Annotated in this window: 18 protein-coding genes; 14 read left to right on the top strand and 4 right to left on the bottom strand. The window is 64.7% G+C overall.

The features are described 5' to 3' along the window. Positions 1–4: 4 nt before the first annotated feature. The 3 genes from AC1DSJ_RS09070 to AC1DSJ_RS09060 are packed head-to-tail and all read left to right on the top strand — an operon-like array spanning position 5 to position 2,044. Positions 5–673: an amino acid ABC transporter permease gene (locus tag AC1DSJ_RS09070; RefSeq protein WP_054420959.1), complete on the top strand. Its 669-nt coding sequence runs from the start codon at positions 5–7 to the stop codon at positions 671–673. Further along, positions 670–1,326 (top strand): amino acid ABC transporter permease, encoded by a 657-nt coding sequence (locus AC1DSJ_RS09065; protein WP_054420958.1) that lies wholly within the window; start codon positions 670–672, stop codon positions 1,324–1,326. Before AC1DSJ_RS09070 ends, AC1DSJ_RS09065 begins: the two co-directional genes overlap by 4 nt. Beyond that, the gene (locus tag AC1DSJ_RS09060; RefSeq protein ID WP_441372644.1) at positions 1,307–2,044 is read left to right on the top strand and encodes an amino acid ABC transporter ATP-binding protein; all 738 of its coding nucleotides are present in this window, start codon (positions 1,307–1,309) and stop codon (positions 2,042–2,044) included. Before AC1DSJ_RS09065 ends, AC1DSJ_RS09060 begins: the two co-directional genes overlap by 20 nt. A gap of 45 nt (positions 2,045–2,089) precedes the next feature. Here AC1DSJ_RS09060 and AC1DSJ_RS09055 read toward each other — a convergent pair whose 3' ends face one another. Further along, entirely contained in the window at positions 2,090–3,229 is a 1,140-nt protein-coding gene (locus tag AC1DSJ_RS09055; protein ID WP_441372645.1) for a DSD1 family PLP-dependent enzyme, read from the bottom strand. Positions 3,230–3,639: 410 nt separating this feature from the next. Here AC1DSJ_RS09055 and AC1DSJ_RS09050 point away from each other — a divergent pair, with 410 nt between their 5' ends. The 4 genes from AC1DSJ_RS09050 to gluQRS all read left to right on the top strand — a co-directional run bounded on the left by AC1DSJ_RS09050 (position 3,640) and on the right by gluQRS (position 8,474). Then, complete coding sequence (locus AC1DSJ_RS09050) at positions 3,640–4,599, top strand: TAXI family TRAP transporter solute-binding subunit (protein ID WP_054420955.1); 960 nt, start codon at positions 3,640–3,642, stop codon at positions 4,597–4,599. A gap of 104 nt (positions 4,600–4,703) precedes the next feature. Continuing rightward, entirely contained in the window at positions 4,704–6,737 is a 2,034-nt protein-coding gene (locus tag AC1DSJ_RS09045; protein ID WP_054420954.1) for a TRAP transporter permease, read from the top strand. Between the two features lie 341 nt (positions 6,738–7,078). After that, entirely contained in the window at positions 7,079–7,537 is a 459-nt protein-coding gene (locus AC1DSJ_RS09040; protein ID WP_050447430.1) for a Smg family protein, read from the top strand. Between the two features lie 49 nt (positions 7,538–7,586). Then, complete coding sequence (gene gluQRS, locus AC1DSJ_RS09035; RefSeq protein ID WP_441372646.1) at positions 7,587–8,474, top strand: tRNA glutamyl-Q(34) synthetase GluQRS; 888 nt, start codon at positions 7,587–7,589, stop codon at positions 8,472–8,474. A gap of 95 nt (positions 8,475–8,569) precedes the next feature. Here gluQRS and AC1DSJ_RS09030 read toward each other — a convergent pair whose 3' ends face one another. Next, positions 8,570–11,197, bottom strand: a complete 2,628-nt coding sequence (locus AC1DSJ_RS09030) for a GDYXXLXY domain-containing protein (protein ID WP_175170475.1) — start codon at positions 11,195–11,197, stop codon at positions 8,570–8,572. 62 nt (positions 11,198–11,259) lie between these two features. Here AC1DSJ_RS09030 and AC1DSJ_RS09025 point away from each other — a divergent pair, with 62 nt between their 5' ends. The 5 genes from AC1DSJ_RS09025 (at position 11,260) to AC1DSJ_RS09005 (ending at position 17,639) form a co-directional block, all read left to right on the top strand. After that, positions 11,260–13,920, top strand: coding sequence for a DNA topoisomerase III (locus AC1DSJ_RS09025; RefSeq protein WP_346552428.1), 2,661 nt, complete (start codon positions 11,260–11,262; stop codon positions 13,918–13,920). A 172-nt stretch (positions 13,921–14,092) separates the two neighbouring features. Beyond that, complete coding sequence (locus AC1DSJ_RS09020) at positions 14,093–15,151, top strand: ABC transporter substrate-binding protein (RefSeq protein ID WP_441372647.1); 1,059 nt, start codon at positions 14,093–14,095, stop codon at positions 15,149–15,151. Beyond that, on the top strand, positions 15,151–15,921 hold the full coding sequence (locus tag AC1DSJ_RS09015; protein WP_441372648.1) for an ABC transporter ATP-binding protein: 771 nt from the start codon (positions 15,151–15,153) through the stop codon (positions 15,919–15,921). The genes AC1DSJ_RS09020 and AC1DSJ_RS09015 overlap by 1 nt, the downstream gene beginning before the upstream one ends. A gap of 13 nt (positions 15,922–15,934) precedes the next feature. Further along, entirely contained in the window at positions 15,935–16,789 is an 855-nt protein-coding gene (locus tag AC1DSJ_RS09010; RefSeq protein WP_054420949.1) for an ABC transporter permease, read from the top strand. 70 nt (positions 16,790–16,859) lie between these two features. Next, complete coding sequence (locus tag AC1DSJ_RS09005) at positions 16,860–17,639, top strand: SDR family oxidoreductase (protein ID WP_054420948.1); 780 nt, start codon at positions 16,860–16,862, stop codon at positions 17,637–17,639. Positions 17,640–17,647: 8 nt separating this feature from the next. Here AC1DSJ_RS09005 and ilvB read toward each other — a convergent pair whose 3' ends face one another. Beyond that, entirely contained in the window at positions 17,648–19,474 is a 1,827-nt protein-coding gene (ilvB, locus tag AC1DSJ_RS09000) for a biosynthetic-type acetolactate synthase large subunit (RefSeq protein ID WP_441372649.1), read from the bottom strand. Positions 19,475–19,567: 93 nt separating this feature from the next. Between ilvB and AC1DSJ_RS08995 the strand changes: the two genes are divergently transcribed. Beyond that, positions 19,568–20,038: an Lrp/AsnC family transcriptional regulator gene (locus AC1DSJ_RS08995; RefSeq protein WP_006227770.1), complete on the top strand. Its 471-nt coding sequence runs from the start codon at positions 19,568–19,570 to the stop codon at positions 20,036–20,038. Positions 20,039–20,077: 39 nt separating this feature from the next. Here AC1DSJ_RS08995 and AC1DSJ_RS08990 read toward each other — a convergent pair whose 3' ends face one another. Further along, positions 20,078–20,998: a bestrophin family protein gene (locus AC1DSJ_RS08990; RefSeq protein WP_054420946.1), complete on the bottom strand. Its 921-nt coding sequence runs from the start codon at positions 20,996–20,998 to the stop codon at positions 20,078–20,080. A gap of 127 nt (positions 20,999–21,125) precedes the next feature. On the opposite strand from AC1DSJ_RS08990, the gene AC1DSJ_RS08985 reads away from it, so the two are divergent. After that, the gene (locus AC1DSJ_RS08985; RefSeq protein WP_054420945.1) at positions 21,126–21,632 is read left to right on the top strand and encodes an SET domain-containing protein; all 507 of its coding nucleotides are present in this window, start codon (positions 21,126–21,128) and stop codon (positions 21,630–21,632) included. Positions 21,633–21,970 lie beyond the last annotated feature (338 nt).

The raw sequence follows: 21,970 nt of genomic DNA, 5'->3' as shown, positions 1-21,970 counted from the left end.
CATCATGGCTTATCAATACGACTTCGCGTCGGTATTCGATTACACGCCGGTGCTCGTGAAGGGCATCGGCGTCACCGTCGAACTGATCGCGTTCGGCGCGGTGGCGGGCGTGGCGCTGGGCATCGCCTGCGCCTGGGTCCGCACGCAAGGCCCGGCGTGGTTGCGCGCACCGGTCACGGCGTACGTTGAACTGATCCGCAACACGCCCTTTCTGATTCAGCTGTTCTTCGTGTTCTTCGGCTTGCCATCGCTGGGCGTGCAGCTGGGCGAGATGCAAGCGGCCTGCATGGCGATGGCGCTGAACCTGGGCGCCTATAGCGCCGAGATCATCCGCGCCGGTATCGACGCCACGCCGAAAGGGCAGTACGAAGCGGGCGCGAGCTTGGCGATGACGCGCTTTCAGGTGTTCCGGCACGTGGTGCTGAAACCTGCGTTGAAACGCATCTGGCCGGCGCTGTCTTCGCAGATCGTGATTGTGATGCTGGGCTCGGCGGTGTGTTCGCAGATCGCGGCCGAAGACCTGACCTTTGCGGCCAACTTCATCCAGTCGCGCAACTTCCGCGCGTTCGAGGTCTACCTGGTCACGACCGGCATCTATCTGGCGCTGGCCATCCTGTTGCGCCAGTTGCTGCGCATGGTGGGCCAACGGCTGTTTCGCAAGGCGGCGCGATGATTGAATTTTCAACCTGGGACATCGTCCGCAACTTGCTGCTGGCCGCGCGCTGGACGGTCGTGCTATCGCTGGTGGCGTTCGTCGGCGGTGCGGCGATGGGCGTGCTGGCATTGATGATGCGCACGTCGCGCGTGGCGCTGATGCGCCGCGCCAGCTGGGCCTATATCGAACTGTTCCAAGGCACGCCGCTGCTAATGCAGCTGTTCCTGGCGTTCTTCGGGCTGTCTTTGCTGGGCCTAGAAGTGCCGCCCTGGCTGGCGGCGGGCGCGGCGCTGACGCTGTGGTCGGGCGCGTTCCTGGCCGAGATCTGGCGCGGCTGCGTGGAAGCCATCCCCAAGGGCCAATGGGAAGCGTCCGCCAGCCTGGCGCTGGGCTATGTGCAGCAGATGCGCTACGTGGTGCTGCCGCAGGCGCTGCGCATCGCGATTGCGCCCACCGTCGGGTTTGCGGTGCAGATCGTCAAGAGCACTGCGCTGACCTCCATCATCGGGTTCACCGAGCTGTCGAAAGCCAGCACGGTGATCACCAACGCCACGTTCAGTCCCTTCACCGTCTATGCCTGCGCCGCGCTGATTTACTTCGCGCTGTGCTGGCCCCTGTCGCGCCTTAGCCTCCGGCTGGAAAGGAAGTTGCATGCCCCTCATCGCCCTTGAAGACGTCCGCAAAAAATTCGGCGACAACGAAGTCCTGAAGGGGGTGACGTTACGCGTCGAACCCGGCGAAGTCATCGCCATCATCGGCAAGAGCGGCTCGGGCAAGAGCACGCTGCTGCGCTGCGTGAATGGGCTGGAGCAGATTGATGGCGGCGCGATCATGGTGGCCGACGCGCAACTGGCCGACGACGAATTGCGGCTGCGTGCGCTGCGGCTCAAGGTGGGCATGATCTTCCAGCAGTTCAACCTGTTTCCGCATCTGACGGTGGGGCGCAATGTGATGCTGTCGCCCATGGTGGCCAAGCGCATGCCCGAAGCGGAAGCGGCCGACATGGCGCGCGCCATGCTGACCCGCGTGGGGCTGGCGCACAAGTTCGACGCGTGGCCGGAAGAGTTGTCAGGCGGACAACAGCAACGTGTGGCGATTGCCCGTGCGCTGTCGATGCAGCCACTGGCCTTGCTGTGCGATGAGATCACGTCGGCGCTGGACCCGGAGCTGGTCAACGAAGTGCTGGCGGTGGTGCGCGAGCTGGCCGCCGATGGCATGACGCTGTTGATGGTCACGCACGAGATGCGCTTTGCGCGCGAAGTGTGCGACCGTGTCGTCTTCATGCATCAGGGCCGCGTGCATGAGATCGGGCCGCCGGAAGAATTGTTCTCGGCGCCCGCCACCCCCGAACTGCGGCAATTTCTGGGGATGACGAATCTGGCGCCGTGACTACCGCGCTATCAGTGTTGCGCGATGAATATTGATTGACGGCGATCAGCGCGAAAAGCCGCGCGCCGCGATCTCCCAGATGTCTTGCACCACGCCGTCCCGCACCACGACCAGCCCGTCATGCAAGTTGAAGGTGGGGTCCACATGCGACGGCACCAGGCGCAGCACATCACCCAACGCGGGTGCGGTGGCGCCAGGCGCCACGCGCACCACGCCGTGCTCGTCGTTGATGGCGGCATAGGTCAGCCCTTCAGCATCAAAGACGGCAGGCGGGCCGCATTCGGCGGTAGTCGATTTCAAGCCCGCATCCAGGATCACGCGGTCGGCGGCGGGCACGCTCATCACCGTCGACAGCACGAACAGGCTGTTCTGGAACGTGAGCGGGCCGTCCCATTCGTTGGCGCCGTAGTCGCCGTCCATGAACGCGTATGAACCCGCCTGCAATTCGGTGTAGACGCCGCTTGCCGCGTCGAACTCCGCGCTGCCCGTGCCGCCTCCTGTGATGTTGTCGCAAGCAATGCCGTTCTCGCGCAAGAGCTGCGCATGGGACGCCGCGATGCGCGCCGCTTGCTTGCAGACCTGTGCGCGTTCTTCGCGCGTGCGGTAGTGCTGCACCGAGCCGTGATACGCCTGCAGCCCCACGAAGTTCACGCCGGGCAAGTCCCGCGCCTGCTGCGCCAGCGCCAGCACCAAGGCGTCGTCCGACACGCCGCAACGGCCTTGTCCGACATCGACTTCCACCAGCACATCGATCTCGGCGCCGGCCTGCGCCATGGCGTGGGAAATCTGCGCCAGGTTCTGCGCGTTGTCGACACAGACGCTCATCTTGGCCGTGCGCGCCAGTTGCGCCAGCAAGGCCAGCTTTTGCGGCCCGACGACTTCATTGCTGATGTGGATGTCGCGAATGCCGGCCGCCACAAAGGGCAGGGCTTCGCTGACCTTCTGGCAGCAGATGCCACGCGCGCCCAGCGCAAGCTGCCGCAACGCGATCTCGGGGCATTTGTGCGCCTTGGCATGTGGGCGCAAGGCAACGTCGTGACGGTCGGCCCAGGCTTGCATGGCGCGCAGATTGGCCTCGAAGGGCGTCAGGTCCAGCACCAGGCTGGGCGTGTCGACGCGGGCCAACGGGTCGCCCGGTTGCGCGGGCGGGGGCAGCGCTATGCCGCGTATGACTTCCTGGGACATCGGGGTAACTCCGTTGTTGGGAACCGCGTGGGATGTAACCGTAGGGCCGAATGCATAACCAAACGAAGACCATCCATAACCCAAAGGCCCATCGACCCCCAGGTAAACGATAGCTCCGTAACCATTGGCTACGCATGCCCCGCATGCCAGAATTTCAACATAGAAATAGGCCCCCACGGTGCGCCCGCTATGCGGGCTTCCTGCCCCCCAAGGGGGCTCCTTTTGCCTTGGGACGGCCCGGCGGCAAAAGAGCGCCCCCACGGTGCGCCCGCTATGCGGGCTTCCTGCCCCCCAAGGGGGCTCCTTTTGCCTTGGGACGGCCCGGCGGCAAAAGGCGCTTAGAACGATAACCGTCCGCACTGAACGTATCAACTCTAACAACACCAGCAACAAGACCCGGAGAAGCTCGCATGAAACTCAAGCACTGGATCACCGCCCTGACCGTCGCCGTTGCCGCAGTCGGCACCGCAGGTTCCGCGCAGGCTCAGCAGTTCTTCCGCATTGGCACGGGCGGCACGGCCGGCACGTACTACCCGATCGGCGGCATCATCGGCAACGCGGTGTCGCAACCCGGCAAGCTCATCGCCACGGCGGTGGCATCGAACGGGTCGGTCGCCAACATCAACGGCATTCTGGGCGGTTCGTTCGAAGCGGGCTTCACGCAATCCGACGTGGCGTACTGGGCTTATAGCGGCACCGGCACGTTCGAAGGCAAGCCCAAGGCGCAAGACCTACGCCTGATCGCAACGCTGTATCCGGAGAGCATCCACCTGGTGACGCGCAAGGGCGCGGGCATCAAGAGCGTGGCTGACCTGAAGGGCAAGCGCGTGTCCATGGACGAGCCGGGTTCCGGCACGCTGGTCGATGTGCGCCTGATCCTGGGCGCCTACGGCATGACCGACAAAGACATCAAGGCCGAATACCTGAAGCCGAACCAGGCGGGCGACAAGCTCAAGGACGGCGGGCTGGATGCGTTCTTCTTCGTGGGCGGCGCGCCGGCAGGCGCCATTGCCGAACTGGCTTCCACCGGCAACATCGAACTGGTGCCGCTGGTGGGCAAGGAAATCGACGAGCTGCGCGCCAAGCAGGAATTCTTCACGCCTGACGTCATCACCGCCAACACCTACCAGAACATGCCCGAAGTGAAGACCATCTCGGTCAACGCGCAGATGGTCACGTCGGCCAAGATTCCTGAGCAGACCGTCTACGACGTCACCAAGGCGCTGTACAGCGACGCCACGCGCAAGACGCTGGACGCCGGCCACGCCAAGGGCAAGCTCATCACCCGCGACAACGCCATCAAGGGTGCGGGCATTCCGTTCCATCCGGGCGCCGAGAAGTTCTACAAGGAAATCGGACTGCTGAAGTAAGCCGTCCCGCTTTATACGGAACGACCACGGCGCGCGTTGCGCCGTGACAGGGCAGGGCCGCCGCGCGCGGCCCTGTTCGCGGCATCACCCTGAGAAATTCAGCGATGGAAATAGATCACGAAAAAACCCAGAAGCTGGCGGAAAAGTACGACTCCGAAATCCGCTTCCGGCCGCTGGACAAGACGGCTACCTGGATCGTGTCGGGCCTGCTCGTCACCTTGTCCCTGTTTCACTACTACACCGCCGGCTTCGGCCTGCTGCGCGAAGCCACGCACCGGGGCGTGCACCTGGCCTTCGTGCTGAGCCTGATCTTCCTGGTGTTCGGCTTTTCAAAGTCGCACTATCAGCGCGAGCCCAAGTCCACGTGGTTCGCGCCCGGCGGCATCCCGCTGTATGACTGGATCATCGCCATCGCGCTGGCGTTGTCGGTGCTGTACATCCCCTACATTTTTGAAGACCTGGCGTTCCGCGTGGGCAACCCCATGCCGATGGACGTGTTCATGGGGTCCATCCTGCTGATCGGTTTGCTGGAAGCCACGCGCCGCGCCATGGGCTGGCCGCTGCCGATCATTGCGCTGGTCTTCATGGCTTATGCGATGTTCGGGCCGTACTTTCCCGGCCTGCTCAAACACGCAGGCAACACGTGGCCGCAGATCGTCAACCACATGTACCTGACGAGTCAGGGCGTGTATGGCGTGGCGGTCGGTGTGGTGGCGACGTACGTCTTCCACTTCGTGCTGTTCGGCGTGCTGGCCACGCGCATCGGGCTGGGGCAGCTGTTCCTGGATGTGGCCTCCACCGTGGCCGGCCGCTACGCGGGCGGCCCCGCCAAGGTGTCGGTGTTTGGTTCGGCCATGTTCGGCATGCTGTCGGGCTCGTCGGTGGCCAACGCCGTGACCGTGGGTTCGCTGACCATTCCGGCGATGATCCGCGTGGGTTATCCCCGCCACTTCGCCGCGGGCGTGGAAGCGGCCAGCAGCACGGGCGGGCAGATCACGCCGCCCATCATGGGCGCGGCCGCGTTCCTGATGATCGAATTCCTGGGCATCCCGTATCAGCAGATTGCGATTGCCGGCATCTTCCCGGCGTTCCTGTATTTCTTCGGCATGTTCATGCAGGTGCACTTCGAAGCCAAGCGCGAAGGCCTGCGCGGGCTGACGCCGGAAGAAATGCCCAAGCTCAAGCAGTCGTTCAAGATGCGCTGGCCGACGCTGATTCCGCTGTTCCTGCTGGTCGGCGTGCTGGCCAGCGGCCGCACGCCTTACCTGGCGGCGTTCGCGGGCATCACGGGCTGCATCGTGGTGGGCCTGTTGAATCCGTATCAGCGTCTGCGCTGGCGCGATCTGTACGAAGCCTTTGAAACCGGCGCCAAGTACGCGCTGGCGGTGGGCGCGGCAGCCGGCGCAGTGGGCATCGTGATTGGCGTGGTGACGCTGACGGGCGTGGGCTTCAAGATCTCGTACATCGTGATCTCGGCCTCGCAAGTGATGGCCAGCGGCGTGGCCATGGTCCTGCCTGACGCCCTGGCCAACATGCAATCGCTGACGCTGATGGCTGCGCTGATCATGACCGGCATCGTCTGCATCCTGATGGGCTGCGGCGTGCCCACGACCGCCAACTACCTGATCATGGTGGCGGTGGCCGCCCCCACGCTGGTGCAGTTGGGCGTGCAACCGATTGCCGCGCACTTCTTCGTGTTCTATTTCGGCATCCTGGCCGACATCACGCCCCCCGTGGCGTTGGCGGCCTACGCGGCGGCGGGCATGGCGGGCAGTGATCCGTTCAAGACCGGCAATACGGCGTTCAGGCTGGGCATCACCAAGCTCATCGTGCCGTTCGTGTTTGTGTTTTCGCCGTCGCTGCTGATTTCCGTGCAGGGCTTCACCTGGTACGACTTCTTCGTGACGCTGTTTGGCTGCATGGTCGGGCTGGTGCTGCTGTCGGCGGCATTCTCGCGCTACATGCTGGTAGGCATGAAGAGCTGGGAGCGCTGGCTGTGCACCGTCGGCGCCTTGCTGACGATCATCCCCGGGCTGGCGAGCGGCCTGGTCGGCCTGGTCATCTGCATCCCGGTATTCATCCGGCAGCTGGCGGAACTGAAACTGGAAAACACGGCGAAGGCGGCGAAAGCGGCTTAGGCGGCTTAGGCAGCGAAAGCGGCCGAGGCGGCTGAAGGCGCATTAAGGCGGGTTAGGGGGCTGAAGGAGGCTCGTGCGGCCGCGGGCGGCTGAAGGCCAATCCCGGCTCCCGATAAAAAAGGGGCGGACTGTTGTGTCCGCCCCTTTTTCTTTTAGGGGAATCACGCATTTTGTCAGCAAATACCGGCAGAATGGGGGCCTTCGAATACACGATGACGCCATACAACATTCCGCCTTTTCGCTGGTTGCCCGGCTAAATAAATCAGCGTAAAGTAAAATTCATGTTTGCTGGTCTGCCGATATGCGGGCCGACTGTGCAAACAGGCACAAAACTGCGCCATATGTTCGATATCCTGGTTTATCTGTTCGAGAATTACTACACGCCGCAAGCCTGTCCTGCGGCCGATGTGCTCGCAAAGCGGCTTGCCGCCGCCGGTTTCGAGCACGAAGACATCGACGACGCCCTCGGCTGGCTGTATGGCTTGGCCGAGACCACCGAACGATGTGTCGACCTCGCTCAGGCGCCCAACACCGGAACCCGGATCTACACCGACAACGAATACAGCCAACTCGGCACCGAATCCATCGGCTTCATCGCCTTCCTGGAATCGGCTGGTGTGTTGCCTGCGCCCTTGCGCGAAATCGTCATCGACCGGGGCCTGGCTTCGCCGGAAACGCCCGTGCCGCTGTCCAAGATCAAGATCATCGCCCTCATGGTTCTCTGGAGCCAGGAAGCCGAGATCGACAACCTGGTCCTGGAAGAGCTGCTGGACGAAGAGGGCGTGCGGCTGCTGCATTGACCCCGCTGACTCCCGCGTGGCGAACGCCGCGCGGGTTTTTCGTTTTGCCGTGACCTACGTAGGCCGATTCGCCCCCAGCCCCAGTGGCCCGCTGCACGCGGGTTCGCTCGTGGCCGCGCTGGCCAGTTGGCTGGATGCGCGCGCCCGCGACGGGCGCTGGTTATTGCGCATGGAAGACGTCGACACCCCCCGCACCGTGGCGGGCGCGGCAGACGCCATCATGGCGCAGCTGGACGCGCTGGGATTGCACTGGGACGGCGACATCCTGTGGCAGTCGCAACGCAACGCCGCCTACCAATCCGCTTTTGACTCGCTGGCCGCACGCGGCCTGATCTATGGCTGCGGCTGCACACGCCGCGAAATTGCCGATTCCGCCTTGCGCGGGCAGACAGTGCCGGGCGCCGATGGCGAACGCCCCTATCCCGGCACCTGCCGCCACGGGTTGCCAGCAGGCCGCCAGGCCCGCGCGTGGCGGCTGCGCGTACCAGAAGGCATCGAACGGTTTGAAGACCGCTGGCTGGGTCCGCAGGAACAGGACGTGGCGCAAGCGGTGGGCGACTTCGCCCTGCGGCGCGCGGATGGCCTGTGGGCGTATCAGCTGGCCGTGGTGGTGGATGATGCCGAACAAGGCGTGACGGATGTGGTGCGCGGGGCCGACCTGCTCAGTTCCACGGCGCGCCAGCGCGTGCTGGGCCGCATGCTGGGGCTGCCCCCGGTGCGCTACCTGCACGTGCCGCTGATTCTGGATGCCGCCAGCGGGCTGAAGCTGTCCAAGCAGAACGGCGCCCCCGCCATCGATACGGACGCGCCGCTACAGGCGCTTCAGGGCGCGTGGCGCGCATTGGGATTCGCGCCTATCGCCGCGCAAGATCGCGCTGCGTTTCTGCGGGAAGCCACTGCGCACTGGGCGCAGCGCTTTCCCCGCCTTCCGGCTTAACGCACCCGCCTTCTCGCTTTACGCACCCGCCTTCCCGCTTAGCGCACCCGCCTTCCCGCTAAACGCGCCCGCCTTCTCGCTTCACGCACCCGCCGCTATAGCGGCTGCAAGTCTGCGCCCAGCATCCGTACCAGCAAGGCCTCGCCGTTATCCCCCACGCGCAGCTCGCCATAGCGGGCCACCTCGTAACGCTTGGCTTCGCCTTCGGGGAAGAAAAATGCGTTGGTCACGATGCGCACGCCCCGATCGCGGACGCGATAACGCAGCGGCACCTCGCCATCGGTATGCGGATGCACGTCGGGCTGGATACGCAGCGGCGTGGCGACGCCACGCGCATCGGGTTGCAGCATCACATAGCCATCGGGCTCGAAACCCATGAGGGAATCGTCATCACTCGGGCGGTCGCCCCCCAGGCGCAGACGCGTGATGTCCCGGCTGGCGGCGAAGTTCAGCGCCATGTAGTCGCCTTGCATCAGCGAACGGGGATCGACAGGCGCCAATTCCAGAATGACGACGCGGCCCGTGGCCAGCAGCTTCTCGCGCTGCCAGATGCCGCCGTTGGCGACCACCAGCACCAGCGCCAGGCCGCCCAGGATGGCCAGCGTGCGCAGGCGCAGCGAGCCCGAGACGGGCGGCAACGGGGCGCGCCGGTCAGGCGTCTGCGTACGCATCAACCGGGGCACAAGCCAGACCAGGCCGCGCAACACGAACAGCAGCAACGCTGCGCCGCCCAGCCACAACGCCTTTTGCAGCAGCGACACATCCAGCTGGTAGTAATAGATGCCCAGATACGCCAGCAGGCTCAGCACCCCGAAAATCACCAGCCGCAGCTGGTTCAGCCCAAACCCCAGCAGCAGCCAGGCCAGCGCAAAACCCACGCCGGGGCTGGGCAGCCAGAACAGCGCCAGCACCAACAGGGCGATCGGCACGCCCCAGGTCACGCCTGACGTCAGCACGTGGCGACGCGGCCAAAGCACCGCCAGCGCCGCGGCAGCCGGCAGCAGCGCGCCGGCCACGGCAAGTACCGCCCCTTGGGGGTTGAGTTGCCACATGGCGGGCAGATGCAGGGCCGAAACCCCGCCCGCCAGCCACACCATTCCTTGCACAGACAGCAGGAAAGCCCAGGCCAGCGGCTCCAGCGTGTGGGCGCGCTTGCCACCCTGTCGATGGCCCCAAGTCAGGATGACGGCCGTGGCCCACGCGCCGATCACGGCGATGGGCAGCCAGACAAACCCGACGCGGCCCGCGTCAAAGTAGAGCCAGGCGTCCAGCAGATCGTCGCTCATCAGTTCGGGGGCCAGCACGCGCCACATCAAGGCGGCGCCCGCCGCCGCGATCAGCAGGCCAGACAAAAAGCGCAGGATCACGTCGGGCCCCAGCGCATAGACCGCCGCGCCCAGCAGCAAGACAAAGAAGCAGGCGCTGGTGAAAGACGTGGAGCTAGACAGCCCGTAGATGATGAGGATCTGGCCGGTGAAGGCCATCGCGGTGCCGCATTGCCGCCAGAACGGCCCGGCGTCGCTGCGCAGCACCGCCACGCCCGCCCCGCACAGCACCAGCCCAGCCACAAGCGCGCCTTCTTCCGACGTGACGAAGCCCGAGAACGCAACGAACACCAGCAGCAGCAAGGTGGCCAGCCAGGCGCTCAGGCCCAGCAGGCATTGGACGTACCAGGGCGGTTCGGCATGCGGCTTGGCGGCCGGGGCCAATTGCACCACGGGCGTGCCCGCGTCGCCGGACTCGACCGCATTGCCCGCCGAGGCGGCGGCCGGTTCGGCGTCAGCAGGCGCCACGGCGGCGCCGGGTTCGGCCGCCAGCTTGCGCAGCCAGCGCGCAGCCAGCACGGCTTCGGCCATGAGCAGGGCGGCCAAGGGCAGCGCCGCCCAGACGCCAGGTTCCAGCCGCAGCAGCCATTCGCCCACCACACGCAGCGACACGCAGATGACGCCCGCCGCCAGCATGGCCAGAATGACCAGATCGCGCCGGCCGCGCTGATAGAAAAAGCCCAGACCCAGCGTGACGGCAACCCACGCCACGGCGTTCAGCGAACCCGCCCCGCGCAGAATGAAGAAGCCGAACATCAGGGACAGCACCAAAGCGCTGATGGCGATGGCCGCCAACACGCGGGGACCGATCAGCGTGCTGGCCTGCCAGCGGCGCGCGGCCAGCTCCCAGCCCAGCAACAAGGTGAGGTTAAGCGCCGCCATGATCAGGTTGGGCAGGCCGGTGCCGTCGTAGATGGCGTACCAGGTGAACACGCGTTCGCCCAGCCACAGGGCGGCCGCGACGTTGAGCACCAGCACCCACAATAACCACACGGCCTGGCTGGATGCAGCCAGCGCCCAGGGCAGCAGCAACAGCGCCCACCAGGCGAACAATTCCCAGGTATCGGCGCCAGTCTGGTAAGTTTGGCCTAATAACGCGAGCAAGGCGCCCAGCAACATGCCGGCCAAAGCCAGAAGCGCGCCAGGGATGCTGCGCCGCACGCCGGGCGTTCCCCGAAGGCGCAACCCGGTCCAGGCGGCAGCAAGCGCAGAAAACGCCAGCAGGCCTTGTGTGCCGGCAAAGCGTTGCACTTTTGTCATGTCCTGCCAGTTGGCGGCGACCCAGCAAACCGCAGCGCTGCCAAGCAGCAAAACGCCTAGCCACAAGGTGCTTCGCGCCAAGAATTGACGCCAAGCGTGCAGTTCGGATCCCGCTTGTCTTTCAGTGCCGACTTGCATCTGGCGAATCTCCGATCTTATTATCCGCGCTACTAAGGCGGGACTACCGCCACTGGATACACATGAATAAAACGCTGATTATTGCCGAGAAGCCCTCGGTGGCCCTTGATATATCACGCGCCTTGGGAGGCTTTGCGCGCGAGGGCGACTATTTTGAAAGCGAACGTTACGTACTCGCGTCCAGCATCGGCCACTTGCTGAGCTTGGTCGCGCCCAATGATCCGGTCAAGGGAAAGTGGAGCTTCACGCACCTGCCCGTGATTCCGCCGGAATTCGAGCTGGGCCCCACCGACAAGAAATCCGCCGAGCGCCTGAAGCTGCTGGTTCGCCTGGCCAAGCGCAAGGATGTGGATTCGATCATCAACGCCTGTGACGCGGGACGGGAAGGCGAACTGATCTTCCGCTACATCATTCAGTACGCAGGGGTGAAGAAGCCCATCCAGCGCCTCTGGCTGCAATCGATGACGCAGGCCGCCATCCGCGACGCCTTCGCCAATCTGCGCGACGACGCCCAGTTAAAACCGCTGGAAGCGGCCGCCCGCTCGCGCGCCGAAGCCGACTGGCTGGTCGGCATCAACGGCACGCGCGCCATGACCGCCTTCAACAGCAAGGACGGCGGCTTCTTCAAGACGCCGGTGGGCCGGGTGCAGACGCCCACGCTGGCAATTGTGGCCGAGCGCGAAGAGCGCATCCGCCGCTTCGTACCGCGCGACTACTGGGAAGTGCGCGCGCAGTTCGTCGCCGCCGCCGGCCTGTACGAAGGCCGCTGGATCGACCCCCAATTCAAGAAAGACGACCGTGACCCGGAAAAGCGCGAATCGCGCCTGTGGTCGGCCGCTGCTGCGCAAAGCGTGGTTGCCGCCTGCCGCGACCAGCCGGGCAACGTCACCGAAGAATCCAAGCCGTCGACCCAGATGTCGCCGGCCCTGTACGACCTGACGTCGTTGCAGCGCGAAGCCAACGGCCGCTTCGGCTTTTCGGCCAAGACCACGCTGGCGCTCGCCCAGACCCTGTACGAACGCCACAAGGCGCTGACCTATCCCCGTACCGATTCGCGCTATCTGCCCGAGGACTACATCACCACGGTGCAGGAAACGATGCGCGCGCTGGCCAAGGGCGGCTCGAACGCCGTGGGCGGCCTGGCGCGCCACGCGGACACCGTCGTCAGCCAGCAATGGGTGAAGCCGAACCGCCGCATCTTCGATAACAAGAAGGTGTCGGATCACTTTGCCATCATCCCCACGCTGCAAATCCCGCACGACCTGAGCGAAGCCGAAGCCAAGTTGTATGACCTGGTGCTCAAGCGCTTCCTCGCCGTGTTCTTCCCGGCCGCCGAATACCGCGTCACCACCCGCCTGACCGAAGTGCAGGGGCACCGCTTCCGCACCGACGGCAAGGTGCTGGTCACCCCGGGCTGGCTCGCCGTCTACGGCAAGGAAGCCCAAGGCGAAGACGCCAACCTGGTGCCCGTGGCGGACGGCGAGACCGTGCGCACCGAGGAAGTGGAAGCCGTCGGCCTGTCGACCAAGCCGCCCGCCCGCTTCAACGAAGGCACCTTGCTGTCCGCCATGGAAGGCGCCGGCAAGCTGGTGGACGACGAAGAGCTGCGCGAAGCCATGTCCGAGCGTGGCCTGGGCACCCCGGCCACGCGCGCCGCCATCATCGAAGGCCTGCTCAACGAGGTGTACCTGCGCCGCGAAGGCCGCGACCTGGTGCCGACCGCCAAAGCGCGCCAGCTGATGACGCTGCTGTCGGGCCTGGATGTCACCGAACTGACCTCGCCTGAACTGACGGGCGAGTGGGAACACAAGCTCAAGCAGATCGAGCAGGGCGGCCTGGGCCGCGAGGCCTTCATGCGCGAAATCGCGCAGATGACGCAAGTCATCGTCAAGCGCGCCAAGGAATACGAGCGCGACACGGTGCCGGGCGACTACGCCACGCTGCAAACGCCGTGCCCCAAGTGCGGCGCGGTGGTGAAGGAAAACTATCGCCGTTTCGCCTGCACGGCATGCGACTTCTCGATCGGCAAGCACCCGGGCGGCCGCACGTTCGAACTGCCGGAAGTGGAAGAACTGCTGGCCAAGCGCGAGATCGGTCCGCTGCAAGGCTTCATCAGCAAGATGGGCCGGCCGTTTGCCGCCATCCTGCGCATCAGCGATGAGTACAAGCTGGAGTTCGACTTCGGCCAGAACGACGAAGACGACACCGAAGCCGTGGACTTCTCCGGCCACACGCCGGTGGGGCCATGCCCCAAGTGCCAGTCGCGCGTGTTCGAACACGGCATGAGCTACGTGTGCGAGAAGTCGGTCGGCCCCGAAAAGTCCTGCGACTTCCGCTCGGGCAAGGTCATCCTGCAACAGGAGATCTCGGCCGAACAGATGGGCAAGCTCTTGGGCAGCGGCCGCACCGACCTGCTTGAAGGCTTCGTGTCCAGCCGCACCAATCGCAAGTTCAAGGCGTTCCTGGTGCGTCAGCCCGACGGCAAGATCGGCTTCGAGTTCGAGCCGCGTCCTGAGAAGCCGGGCCGCGCCGGCGCGAAGACCGCGACGAAGACGGCAACTAAGACGGCAACGAAGACGGCGGCCAAGAAGGCGCCGGCAAAGAAGGCAGCGGTGAAAAAGACCGCTACCAAGACGGCCACAAAGACAGCCACCAAGACAGCAACTAAGACCGCTGCCAAAAAAGCCGTCAAGAAAGCCGCCCCCAAGAAAACCGCCGCGTAGCAGGGGCGCAGCGCGATAAGCCCGGCACAAAAACCCCGACGCTGATCGCGCAAACCCATTGCTCGCAAACGCCCAACGCCCGGCACCGCCGGGCGTTTTCCATTGTTGGACGGCAATCGCTGGGGTATTGTTTACGCCAAACAGCTGCAACCAAACTCACTTCGAGGATGACATGAATCACCGCCCCGACTTCACTACCCGCCGCCGCGTGCTGGCGGCCGCTGGCGCATTGGCCGGCGTCACATTGCTGAACGGGCGCGTCGTGTTCGCCCAACCCAAGCTGGGCCGCGTGGTCTACGGGCAAGGCAGCATCGACCCATTTTTCGCAGCTGGCTATGTCGCGCTGAAGAAGGGTTATTTCGGTGAAGGCGGCCTGGACGTTGAATACCTGAACTCGCAAAGCGGCCCGCGCACCAACCAGTTGCTGGCGGCCGGCCAGATTGTGTTCGGCGCCACGGCGGCCACCGCCGCGCCTGCGCTGACCATTGCCGGCAAGCCCGCCGCACTGGTGTTCGGCTTTGACCGCAAGCTCACCTACGCCAACGTCATCGTGCGCCGCGAAGACTTCGACAGCGGCAAGATCAAGTCGCTGAAAGACCTGGCCGGCAAACGCGTGGGCGCGACCCAGCCGCAGTCCAGCACCTGGCTGATGGCGGTGTACCTGATGCAGAAGGCGGGCGTGGCCGACAAGGTCGACATCCGTCCGCTGGGCGACCTGGCCACGATGCTGGGCGCGCTGAAGACGGGCTCGGTGTCGGCCAGCATGGCCACCATGTCCATGATGGAACAGGCCCGCCAAGAGGGCTGGGGCGTGCCGATTTTCGACGCCACCACCGAAGCCTCGTGGAATGAATTCATGGGTGGCGACGTGCCCGGCATCGCGGCCCTGACCCTGGAAGACACCATCCAGAAGCGGCCCGAAGTGGTGCAGGCGTTTGTGACCGCGATGGTCAAGGCGCAGGACTTCATCACCGCCAACAGCGCGGCCGGCATCACGGATGTGATCTACGACGACTACCTGAGCGCGTTCCCGCGGGCCGCCATCGAGAAGACGTTGGGCGTCTACAAGGACACGGTGTTCCTCAAAGACAACCTGATCACCGAAGACGCCTACAACCGCATGACGGCCATCATGGGCGACGGCCGCCAGTTCTCGAACGACGAAATCAAGACCGTGCCTTACACCCGATGCGTGAACATGAGCTTCGTGCGTAAAGCCCGGGGCCTTTGATGATCACGCTGGACAAGGTCGGCAAGGCGTACCAGTCACGCCAAGGCACGACGCATGCAGTGGGCGACGTCAGCCTGACGATCGAAGCCGGAGAATTCGTTTCCATCGTCGGCCCGTCGGGTTGCGGCAAGAGCACGCTCTTGAACATGATCGCGGGCTTTCTGCGGCCCACCACCGGCACGATCCGCGTCGATGGCAACGTGGTCGACGGGCAGGTGCCGCCTGCGCTGGGCTACATCTTTCAGAAAGACACGCTGCTGCCCTGGTTCAGCGTCAAGAAGAACGTGGCGCTGGGCCTGAAGTTTCAGGGCGTGGCCGCCGACAAGATCGAACGCCGCGTGGCCGAACTGCTGGAGCTCGGCCATCTCAGCGCCTTTGCCGACGCCTATCCGCATCAATTGTCGGGTGGCATGCGGCGGCGCGTGGCGTTGCTGATGAGCCTGGCGGTTGAGCCCCGCATCCTGTTGCTGGACGAGCCTTTCGGCGCGCTGGACACGCATACCAAAACGCACCTGCACCGCGAGCTGATGGAGATCTGGCGCAAGCTGGGCCAGACCATCGTCATGGTCACGCATGACCTGGACGAAGCCATCCTGCTGTCGGACCGCGTGGTGGTGCTGTCCGGCCCGCCCAGCCGCGTGCTGCTGGATGAACGCATTCAGATTCCGCATCCGCGCGATGTCTTCACCCTGCGCGAAACGCCGCAATTCGTGGCGCACGTGCAAAGCTTGTGGAGCGTGCTGGGCCAGCAGTTCCGCGCCGCCGCCTGACCCTCTACGCACCATGATCCCGACCGAAACATCCGATTCCCTGCAGGACCAGCTGCGGCTGGACCGCCGCGCCAGCGTCGCCCGGCGCGTGCGCATCACGCTGTGGCAAGTGCTGATCCTTGCCATCATCCTGGGCTCCTGGGAGACGCTGACGCGCATCCCGTGGTTCACGCAAAACACGCTGTTCGACCCCTTCTTCATCAGCCAGCCATCACGCGTAGCGGTGCGGCTGTGGGAATGGGTGCAACCTGGGCCGCGCTCGGTCTGGCCCCACTTGTGGCTGACCCTGCAAGCCACGCTGGTGGGGCTGGTGGTGGGCGTAGGCAGCGGCTTCATCGTTGGCATGACGCTTAGCCGCAGCCGCTTTCTGGCCGACGTTTTCAACCCCTTCATCGTGGCGTTCAACTCGATGCCGCGCATCGCGTTCGTGCCGCTCATCACCATGTTCTTCGGCCTGGGGCTGGCGTCCAAGGTGGTGACTTCGTGGTTCGTCGTGTTCTTCCTGGTGTTCTTCAACACCTACAAGGGCGGGCGCAGCGTCGAACGCGAACTGGTCGACTTCTGCCGCACGCTGGGCGGTTCACCGCGCCAGATTCTGTGGCGGGTGCGCATCCCCACGGCCGCGGCATGGACGTTCGCCGCCTTGCCCAACGCCATCAGCTTTGCGCTGATCGGCGTGGTGCTGGCCGAATTTGTCGGGTCCACCACCGGCATGGGGTATCTGATGATCACCGCACTGGCCACGCTGAACGCCACCGACATGTTCGCCGCCGTGACATTGTTGTCCATCGTTGGCATCGCACTGGTTTATTGTGTGACCTGGCTGGAACGCCGGCTGCTGCATTGGGCGCCGGAGTTCAGGGAATAGGCGTTCAAGAAATAAGCGTTCAGCAAATGAGCGCTCAGCAACTAAGACGGCAACAAGCGGGATAGCACTGATGACGACACTACCTTATCTGCGCAACTTCGATCTGACCGGCCAGGTCGCACTGGTGACCGGCTCCGCGCGTGGGCTGGGCTTTTGCATCGCACGTGCGCTGGCGGGTTGCGGCGCGCGCGTGCTGATCAACGGCCGCAACGCCGCGGCGGTAGACGCCGCCGTGGCAGACCTGGCCAGCGCCGGCCTGGACGCGCACCCCTTGCCCTTCGACATCAGCGATGATGCCGACATGGAACGCGCCTTCCAGCGCATCGACGACGAGCACGGCCGGCTGGACGTGCTGGTGAACAACGTGGGCGCGCGCAACCGCAAGACCTTGCGCGACACCAGCCCCGCTGAAATCCGCGACCTGATCGACACAGACCTGGTGGCCGGCATGCTGCTGGCGAAGTTTTCCGCCGAGCGCATGGTGCGCCAGGGCGGCGGCCGCCTGATCGCCATCACGTCGGTGGTGGGTGAGCTGGCCCGCGCGGGCGATGCCGTGTATCCCGCGGCCAAGCAGGGCCTGACCGGCATGGTGCGCGCGTTGGCCGCGGAATTCGGCGGCCACCACATCACCAGCAACGCCATCGCGCCGGGTACGTTCGCCACGGAAACGAACGCCGACATGGTGGCGGACCCGAAGGTCGGCCCGCGCATCGCGGCGCGTAACCCTACAGGGCGTTGGGGTGAGCCCGAAGAAATCGCGGGCGCCGCCGTGTTTTTGGCCTCACCGGCCGCGTCGTATGTGAACGGACACGTGTTGGTGGTGGACGGCGGCTTGTCGATTCAGTTTTAGCGGCCGAATCAGGTCGTCTCGTCCTGATACCAGACGCCTTCGGCCAGCATCACCTTCTGATGCCCGTGCCCGGCCGGCATCATCGGGAAGCAGTTTTCCTGCGCCGTCACCGCCACGTCCAGGAAATACGGCCCGTCATGCGCCAGGCATTCGGCCAAGGCGGCATCCAGCTTCGCCGGGTCATCCACCCGCGCCGCGCCCCAGCCGAACGCACGCGCCAGCGCCACGAAGTCGGGCAATGACGCGTTGTAGCTGTGGCTGTAGCGGCCGCCGTGGATCAGTTCCTGCCATTGGCGCACCATGCCCATGTAGCCGTTGTTGCACAACACGACCTTCACAGGCGTCTGGTGTTGCATGGCGGTGGACAATTCCTGGATGTTCATCAGCACCGACGCATCGCCGCTGACGCACACCACCGTCTTGTCCGGATGCGCCACCTGCGCGCCAATCGCGGCCGGCACGCCGTAACCCATCGTGCCCGCACCGCCCGACGTCAACCAGCGATGCGGCTTGTCGAAACGCAGATACTGCGCCGCCCACATCTGATGCTGGCCCACGTCGGTCGAGACGATGGCATCGCGATCAGCCAGCGCGGTGTTCAGGCTCGACATCAGGTGTTGCGGCAAGATCGCGTCGGCCGCGGGCGTGAAGCCCAGGCAGTCCTGACGGCGCCACGTGTCGATACGCTGGAACCACGGCGCCAGCCGCGCCGCGTCCATCGGCGCATCGCCCAGTTCGGCGCGCAGCGCGCGCACCAGCGGCAGGCAGTCGCCCACCAGCGCCACGTCCACGCGCACCACCTTGTTGATCGACGCCGGATCGATGTCGATATGGATCTTGCGCGCATGCGGGCAAAACTCCGACAGCTTGCCGGTGATGCGGTCGTCAAAGCGCGCGCCAATGCACACCACCAGGTCGGCGTTGTGCATGGCCAGATTGGCCTCGACCGTGCCGTGCATGCCCAGCATGCCGACGAATTGCGCATCAGACGCCGGGAACGCGCCCAGCCCCATCAGCGTCAACGTGCACGGCGCGCCGGTGTGGCGGACCAGGTCGGTGAAGGCCTCGCAGGCCTCGGGGCCGGCATTCACCAGCCCGCCGCCGCCATAGAAAATAGGACGCTTGGCCTGGGCGATCAACGCGGCAGCGCGGCGCACGGCCGACTGCGGCAACTTCGGCGCCAGCTTGCCTGCCTGACGGCGCGCACGCAGCGCGGCCAGCTTCTGCTGCGAAGGCAGGCCCATGCCATCATCATCCGCGTCGCGCGGCACGGCCAACTGCACGTCTTTCGGGAAATCCACCAGCACGGGGCCGGGGCGGCCCTGCCGGGTCAGCTCGAACGCCCGCGACACCACATTGCCCACATCATCCACGGCGCGGATCTGGGTATTCCACTTGGTCACGGAACGCGAAATGCCGATGGCGTCACATTCCTGGAAAGCGTCGGTGCCGATGGCGGCGGTGGCGACCTGGCCGCTGATGCACAGCACCGGAATCGAATCGCACATGGCGTCCAACAGACCCGACGTGGTGTTGGCCATGCCGGGGCCAGACGTCACAAACACCACACCCGTGCGGCCCGTGGTGCGGGCATAGCCTTCCGCGGCATGCACTGCGGCCTGCTCATGGCGCACCAGCACATGGCGCAAGCGCGGCTCGGCGTACAGCGCGTCGTAGAGCGGCAACACGGCGCCCCCGGGATACCCGAACACGGTGTCGACACCGTGCGCAATCAGCGTATCGAGCAGAATTTTCGCCCCGTTTTCTACGGGGCGATCAGTGGCGGCAAGCGCGGCGGCGGCGGTGGGGTGCAGGCGATCGTTCATGCTATCTATCTTATTCGTAGGCTCGGAGAATTTTTATCTTCTTTTCCACGAATACCGACGGATCGGAGTAAATTTATCTTCGATTTGGAGGAATCAAAGAAAATGAACCTGGACAAGTTTGATCTGGCCATTCTGAAGGTGCTGCAAGAGAACGCGCGCGCCAGCCTGAACGACATCGGCGCGGCCGTGGGATTGTCATCCACGCCCTGCTGGAACCGCATCAAGCGGATGGAAAGCGCCGGGGTGATCCGCGGCTACACCGTGGACATCGACCCGGCCAGCCTGGGCTTCATGGACACGGTGATCGTGCACGTCACGCTCGAAAGCCACAGCGAAGAAACGCTCTATGAATTCGGCCGCGCGCTGGCGGCCATTCCTGAAGTGCTGGAAGCGTTCCTGGTGTCGGGCGACTACGACTATTACATCCGCATCGCCGTGCGCGACACCCGCGACTACGAACGCCTGCTGCGCGAACAGCTCTACCGCATTCCCGGCATCCGCCACAGCAAATCCTGCTTCGTGCTGCGCCGCCTGAAGGAAACCATGCTGCCGCTGACGGGTCCGGCAGGTTAAACGGGAGGGGGAAGGTGAAGATGCCTGCGCTCCCCTCATTTAACGCAACACGTAATCCTCGGGCACCACCGCATCGGGCAACGGACGCACGCCCAGACCTTCCAGCAGATCAATCTCGATCACCCGCGCCAACGCCGACAACGGCAGGTCGTTCTCTTCCAGACCGAAGGGGTCTTCAAGCTCGTCGCCCAACGCGTCCAGCCCGAAGAACGTATACGCAATGATGATGACCGCCACCGGCGTCAAGTACTCCAGCGTACCCACCAGCCCGAACGGCAGCAGCAGACAGAACAGCCATGCCGTGCGATGCAGCAACAGCGAATACGCGAACGGACAGGGCGTGAACTTGATGCGTTCACAGGCCGCCTGAATCGCCGCGCACTGCGCCACGCGCTGGGTCAGCCCCTGATAAAGGATGTCGCTCAACTCACCGCGCCGCAAACACGCCGCCAGATCGCGGTTGATCGCCATCAGCAGCGCATCCGGCACATTGCGAACCCCGGCCAACGTATCCAGCTCATCCTGCTGCACCCACGGGCGCACGGCGTCCACCATATCCTGACCGCGCAAGCGCGCCGCCAAGCCATATCCAAAACCGATACACCGCCGCACCAGCCGTTCCTGCACCGGATTCGCCGTGCTCGCCGCCAACAGCACCGCGCTTTCACGCGCCAGACTGCGCGCCTGCACAATCAGATCGCCCCATTGCTTGCGAGCTTCCCACCAGCGGTCATAGCAAACGTTATTGCGAAAGCCCATGAAGACCGACAGGGCCAGCCCGAACAGCGAAAACGGCACCGCCGTCAGATGCGCGGGCGAAAACAGCTGGCGGTGATACATCCACACCACCACACAGGACAACAACGTAATGACGATGAGCCTGGCGAGAATGCGCGGGATGATGGAGCCCCGCAACACAAAGAACAAAGCCAGCGCAGAGGGACGCGGACGGACGATCATGATAAATATCAACGAGGAACAAGGCGGCGCTCACTATACGCCTGTCATCCTGTCAAAGACGCGTCGATATAATTCTGTTTCGTCTGTTCGCCTTCTTATCGACTAAACCCGCCTCCCACACGCCTCCATGACCACCGAAGCCACCCCGATCAAGCCCTGGCACGTCGTGCGCCGCTCCAAGCTTCACGGCACCGGCGTCTTCGCCGCCCGCAAGATCCCCGCCGGCACGCGCATCATCGAGTACGGCGGCGAACGCATCAGCGCCAAAGAAGCCGACCGCCGCCACCCCACCAACCCGGACGACCCCTTCCACACCTTCTTCTTCGCGCTCAGCTCCGGCCGCGTGATCGACGGCGGCGACAACGGCAATGACGCGCGCTGGATCAACCATTCCTGTGAGCCCAACTGCGAGGCGCAGGAAGGCAAGCACGGCAAGCGCGTCTACATCGTCGCCCTGCAAGACATCCCGCGCGGCACTGAACTGTCGTACGACTACGGCCTGGTCCTGGACGGCCGTATTACGAAGGCATTGAAGGAAGGCTACCGCTGCCTCTGTGGCACCCCGCCGTGCCGCGGCACGATGTTGGCCCTGCCCAAAAAGAAGACGAAAAAAGAAGCCCCGGCCGAAGCCTAAAAAACCCGCGAGCGAAGCGACGCGCCGCCGCGCGCAGCGTCATCACAAACCGCAAGACACCCCAAAGCCAAAAAAGGTCGCCCGCGCGACCGGCTTTGGCGACCCCGCAAGATCTTCCCCCACCAAACCGCCTAGCAGCAAAAGGCCAAGCAAATCACCCGCCCCAGCACCCGTAATGTTCCCCGCAGCGCAGTCAGGCGTGTGGGCGGGCCGGGGTGCGCGGGGCGTCGATAAGCCCGAGGGAATCTGAAGGAACCCGCCAACGGCGGGTGACGAAGATGACAAGGGGGCAGTCCGGAGCGAAGGCTCCGGACCGCAATCGTTGCCCCGCGCACCCC

The sequence above is a fragment of the Achromobacter sp. 01N37 genome, assembly GCF_056399725.1.
Note: the sequence above shows the minus strand (reverse complement) of the source record. Positions and strands in the feature narration are given on the sequence as shown.

Coding starts and splice junctions, on each gene's coding strand:
- AC1DSJ_RS09070 (WP_054420959.1), top strand. CDS start 5: ATGGCTTATCAATACGACTTCGCGTCGGTATTCGATTACACGCCGGTG.
- AC1DSJ_RS09065 (WP_054420958.1), top strand. CDS start 670: ATGATTGAATTTTCAACCTGGGACATCGTCCGCAACTTGCTGCTGGCC.
- AC1DSJ_RS09060 (WP_441372644.1), top strand. CDS start 1,307: ATGCCCCTCATCGCCCTTGAAGACGTCCGCAAAAAATTCGGCGACAAC.
- AC1DSJ_RS09055 (WP_441372645.1), bottom strand. CDS start 3,229: ATGTCCCAGGAAGTCATACGCGGCATAGCGCTGCCCCCGCCCGCGCAA.
- AC1DSJ_RS09050 (WP_054420955.1), top strand. CDS start 3,640: ATGAAACTCAAGCACTGGATCACCGCCCTGACCGTCGCCGTTGCCGCA.
- AC1DSJ_RS09045 (WP_054420954.1), top strand. CDS start 4,704: ATGGAAATAGATCACGAAAAAACCCAGAAGCTGGCGGAAAAGTACGAC.
- AC1DSJ_RS09040 (WP_050447430.1), top strand. CDS start 7,079: ATGTTCGATATCCTGGTTTATCTGTTCGAGAATTACTACACGCCGCAA.
- AC1DSJ_RS09030 (WP_175170475.1), bottom strand. CDS start 11,197: ATGCAAGTCGGCACTGAAAGACAAGCGGGATCCGAACTGCACGCTTGG.
- AC1DSJ_RS09025 (WP_346552428.1), top strand. CDS start 11,260: ATGAATAAAACGCTGATTATTGCCGAGAAGCCCTCGGTGGCCCTTGAT.
- AC1DSJ_RS09020 (WP_441372647.1), top strand. CDS start 14,093: ATGAATCACCGCCCCGACTTCACTACCCGCCGCCGCGTGCTGGCGGCC.
- AC1DSJ_RS09015 (WP_441372648.1), top strand. CDS start 15,151: ATGATCACGCTGGACAAGGTCGGCAAGGCGTACCAGTCACGCCAAGGC.
- AC1DSJ_RS09010 (WP_054420949.1), top strand. CDS start 15,935: ATGATCCCGACCGAAACATCCGATTCCCTGCAGGACCAGCTGCGGCTG.
- AC1DSJ_RS09005 (WP_054420948.1), top strand. CDS start 16,860: ATGACGACACTACCTTATCTGCGCAACTTCGATCTGACCGGCCAGGTC.
- AC1DSJ_RS08995 (WP_006227770.1), top strand. CDS start 19,568: ATGAACCTGGACAAGTTTGATCTGGCCATTCTGAAGGTGCTGCAAGAG.
- AC1DSJ_RS08990 (WP_054420946.1), bottom strand. CDS start 20,998: ATGATCGTCCGTCCGCGTCCCTCTGCGCTGGCTTTGTTCTTTGTGTTG.
- AC1DSJ_RS08985 (WP_054420945.1), top strand. CDS start 21,126: ATGACCACCGAAGCCACCCCGATCAAGCCCTGGCACGTCGTGCGCCGC.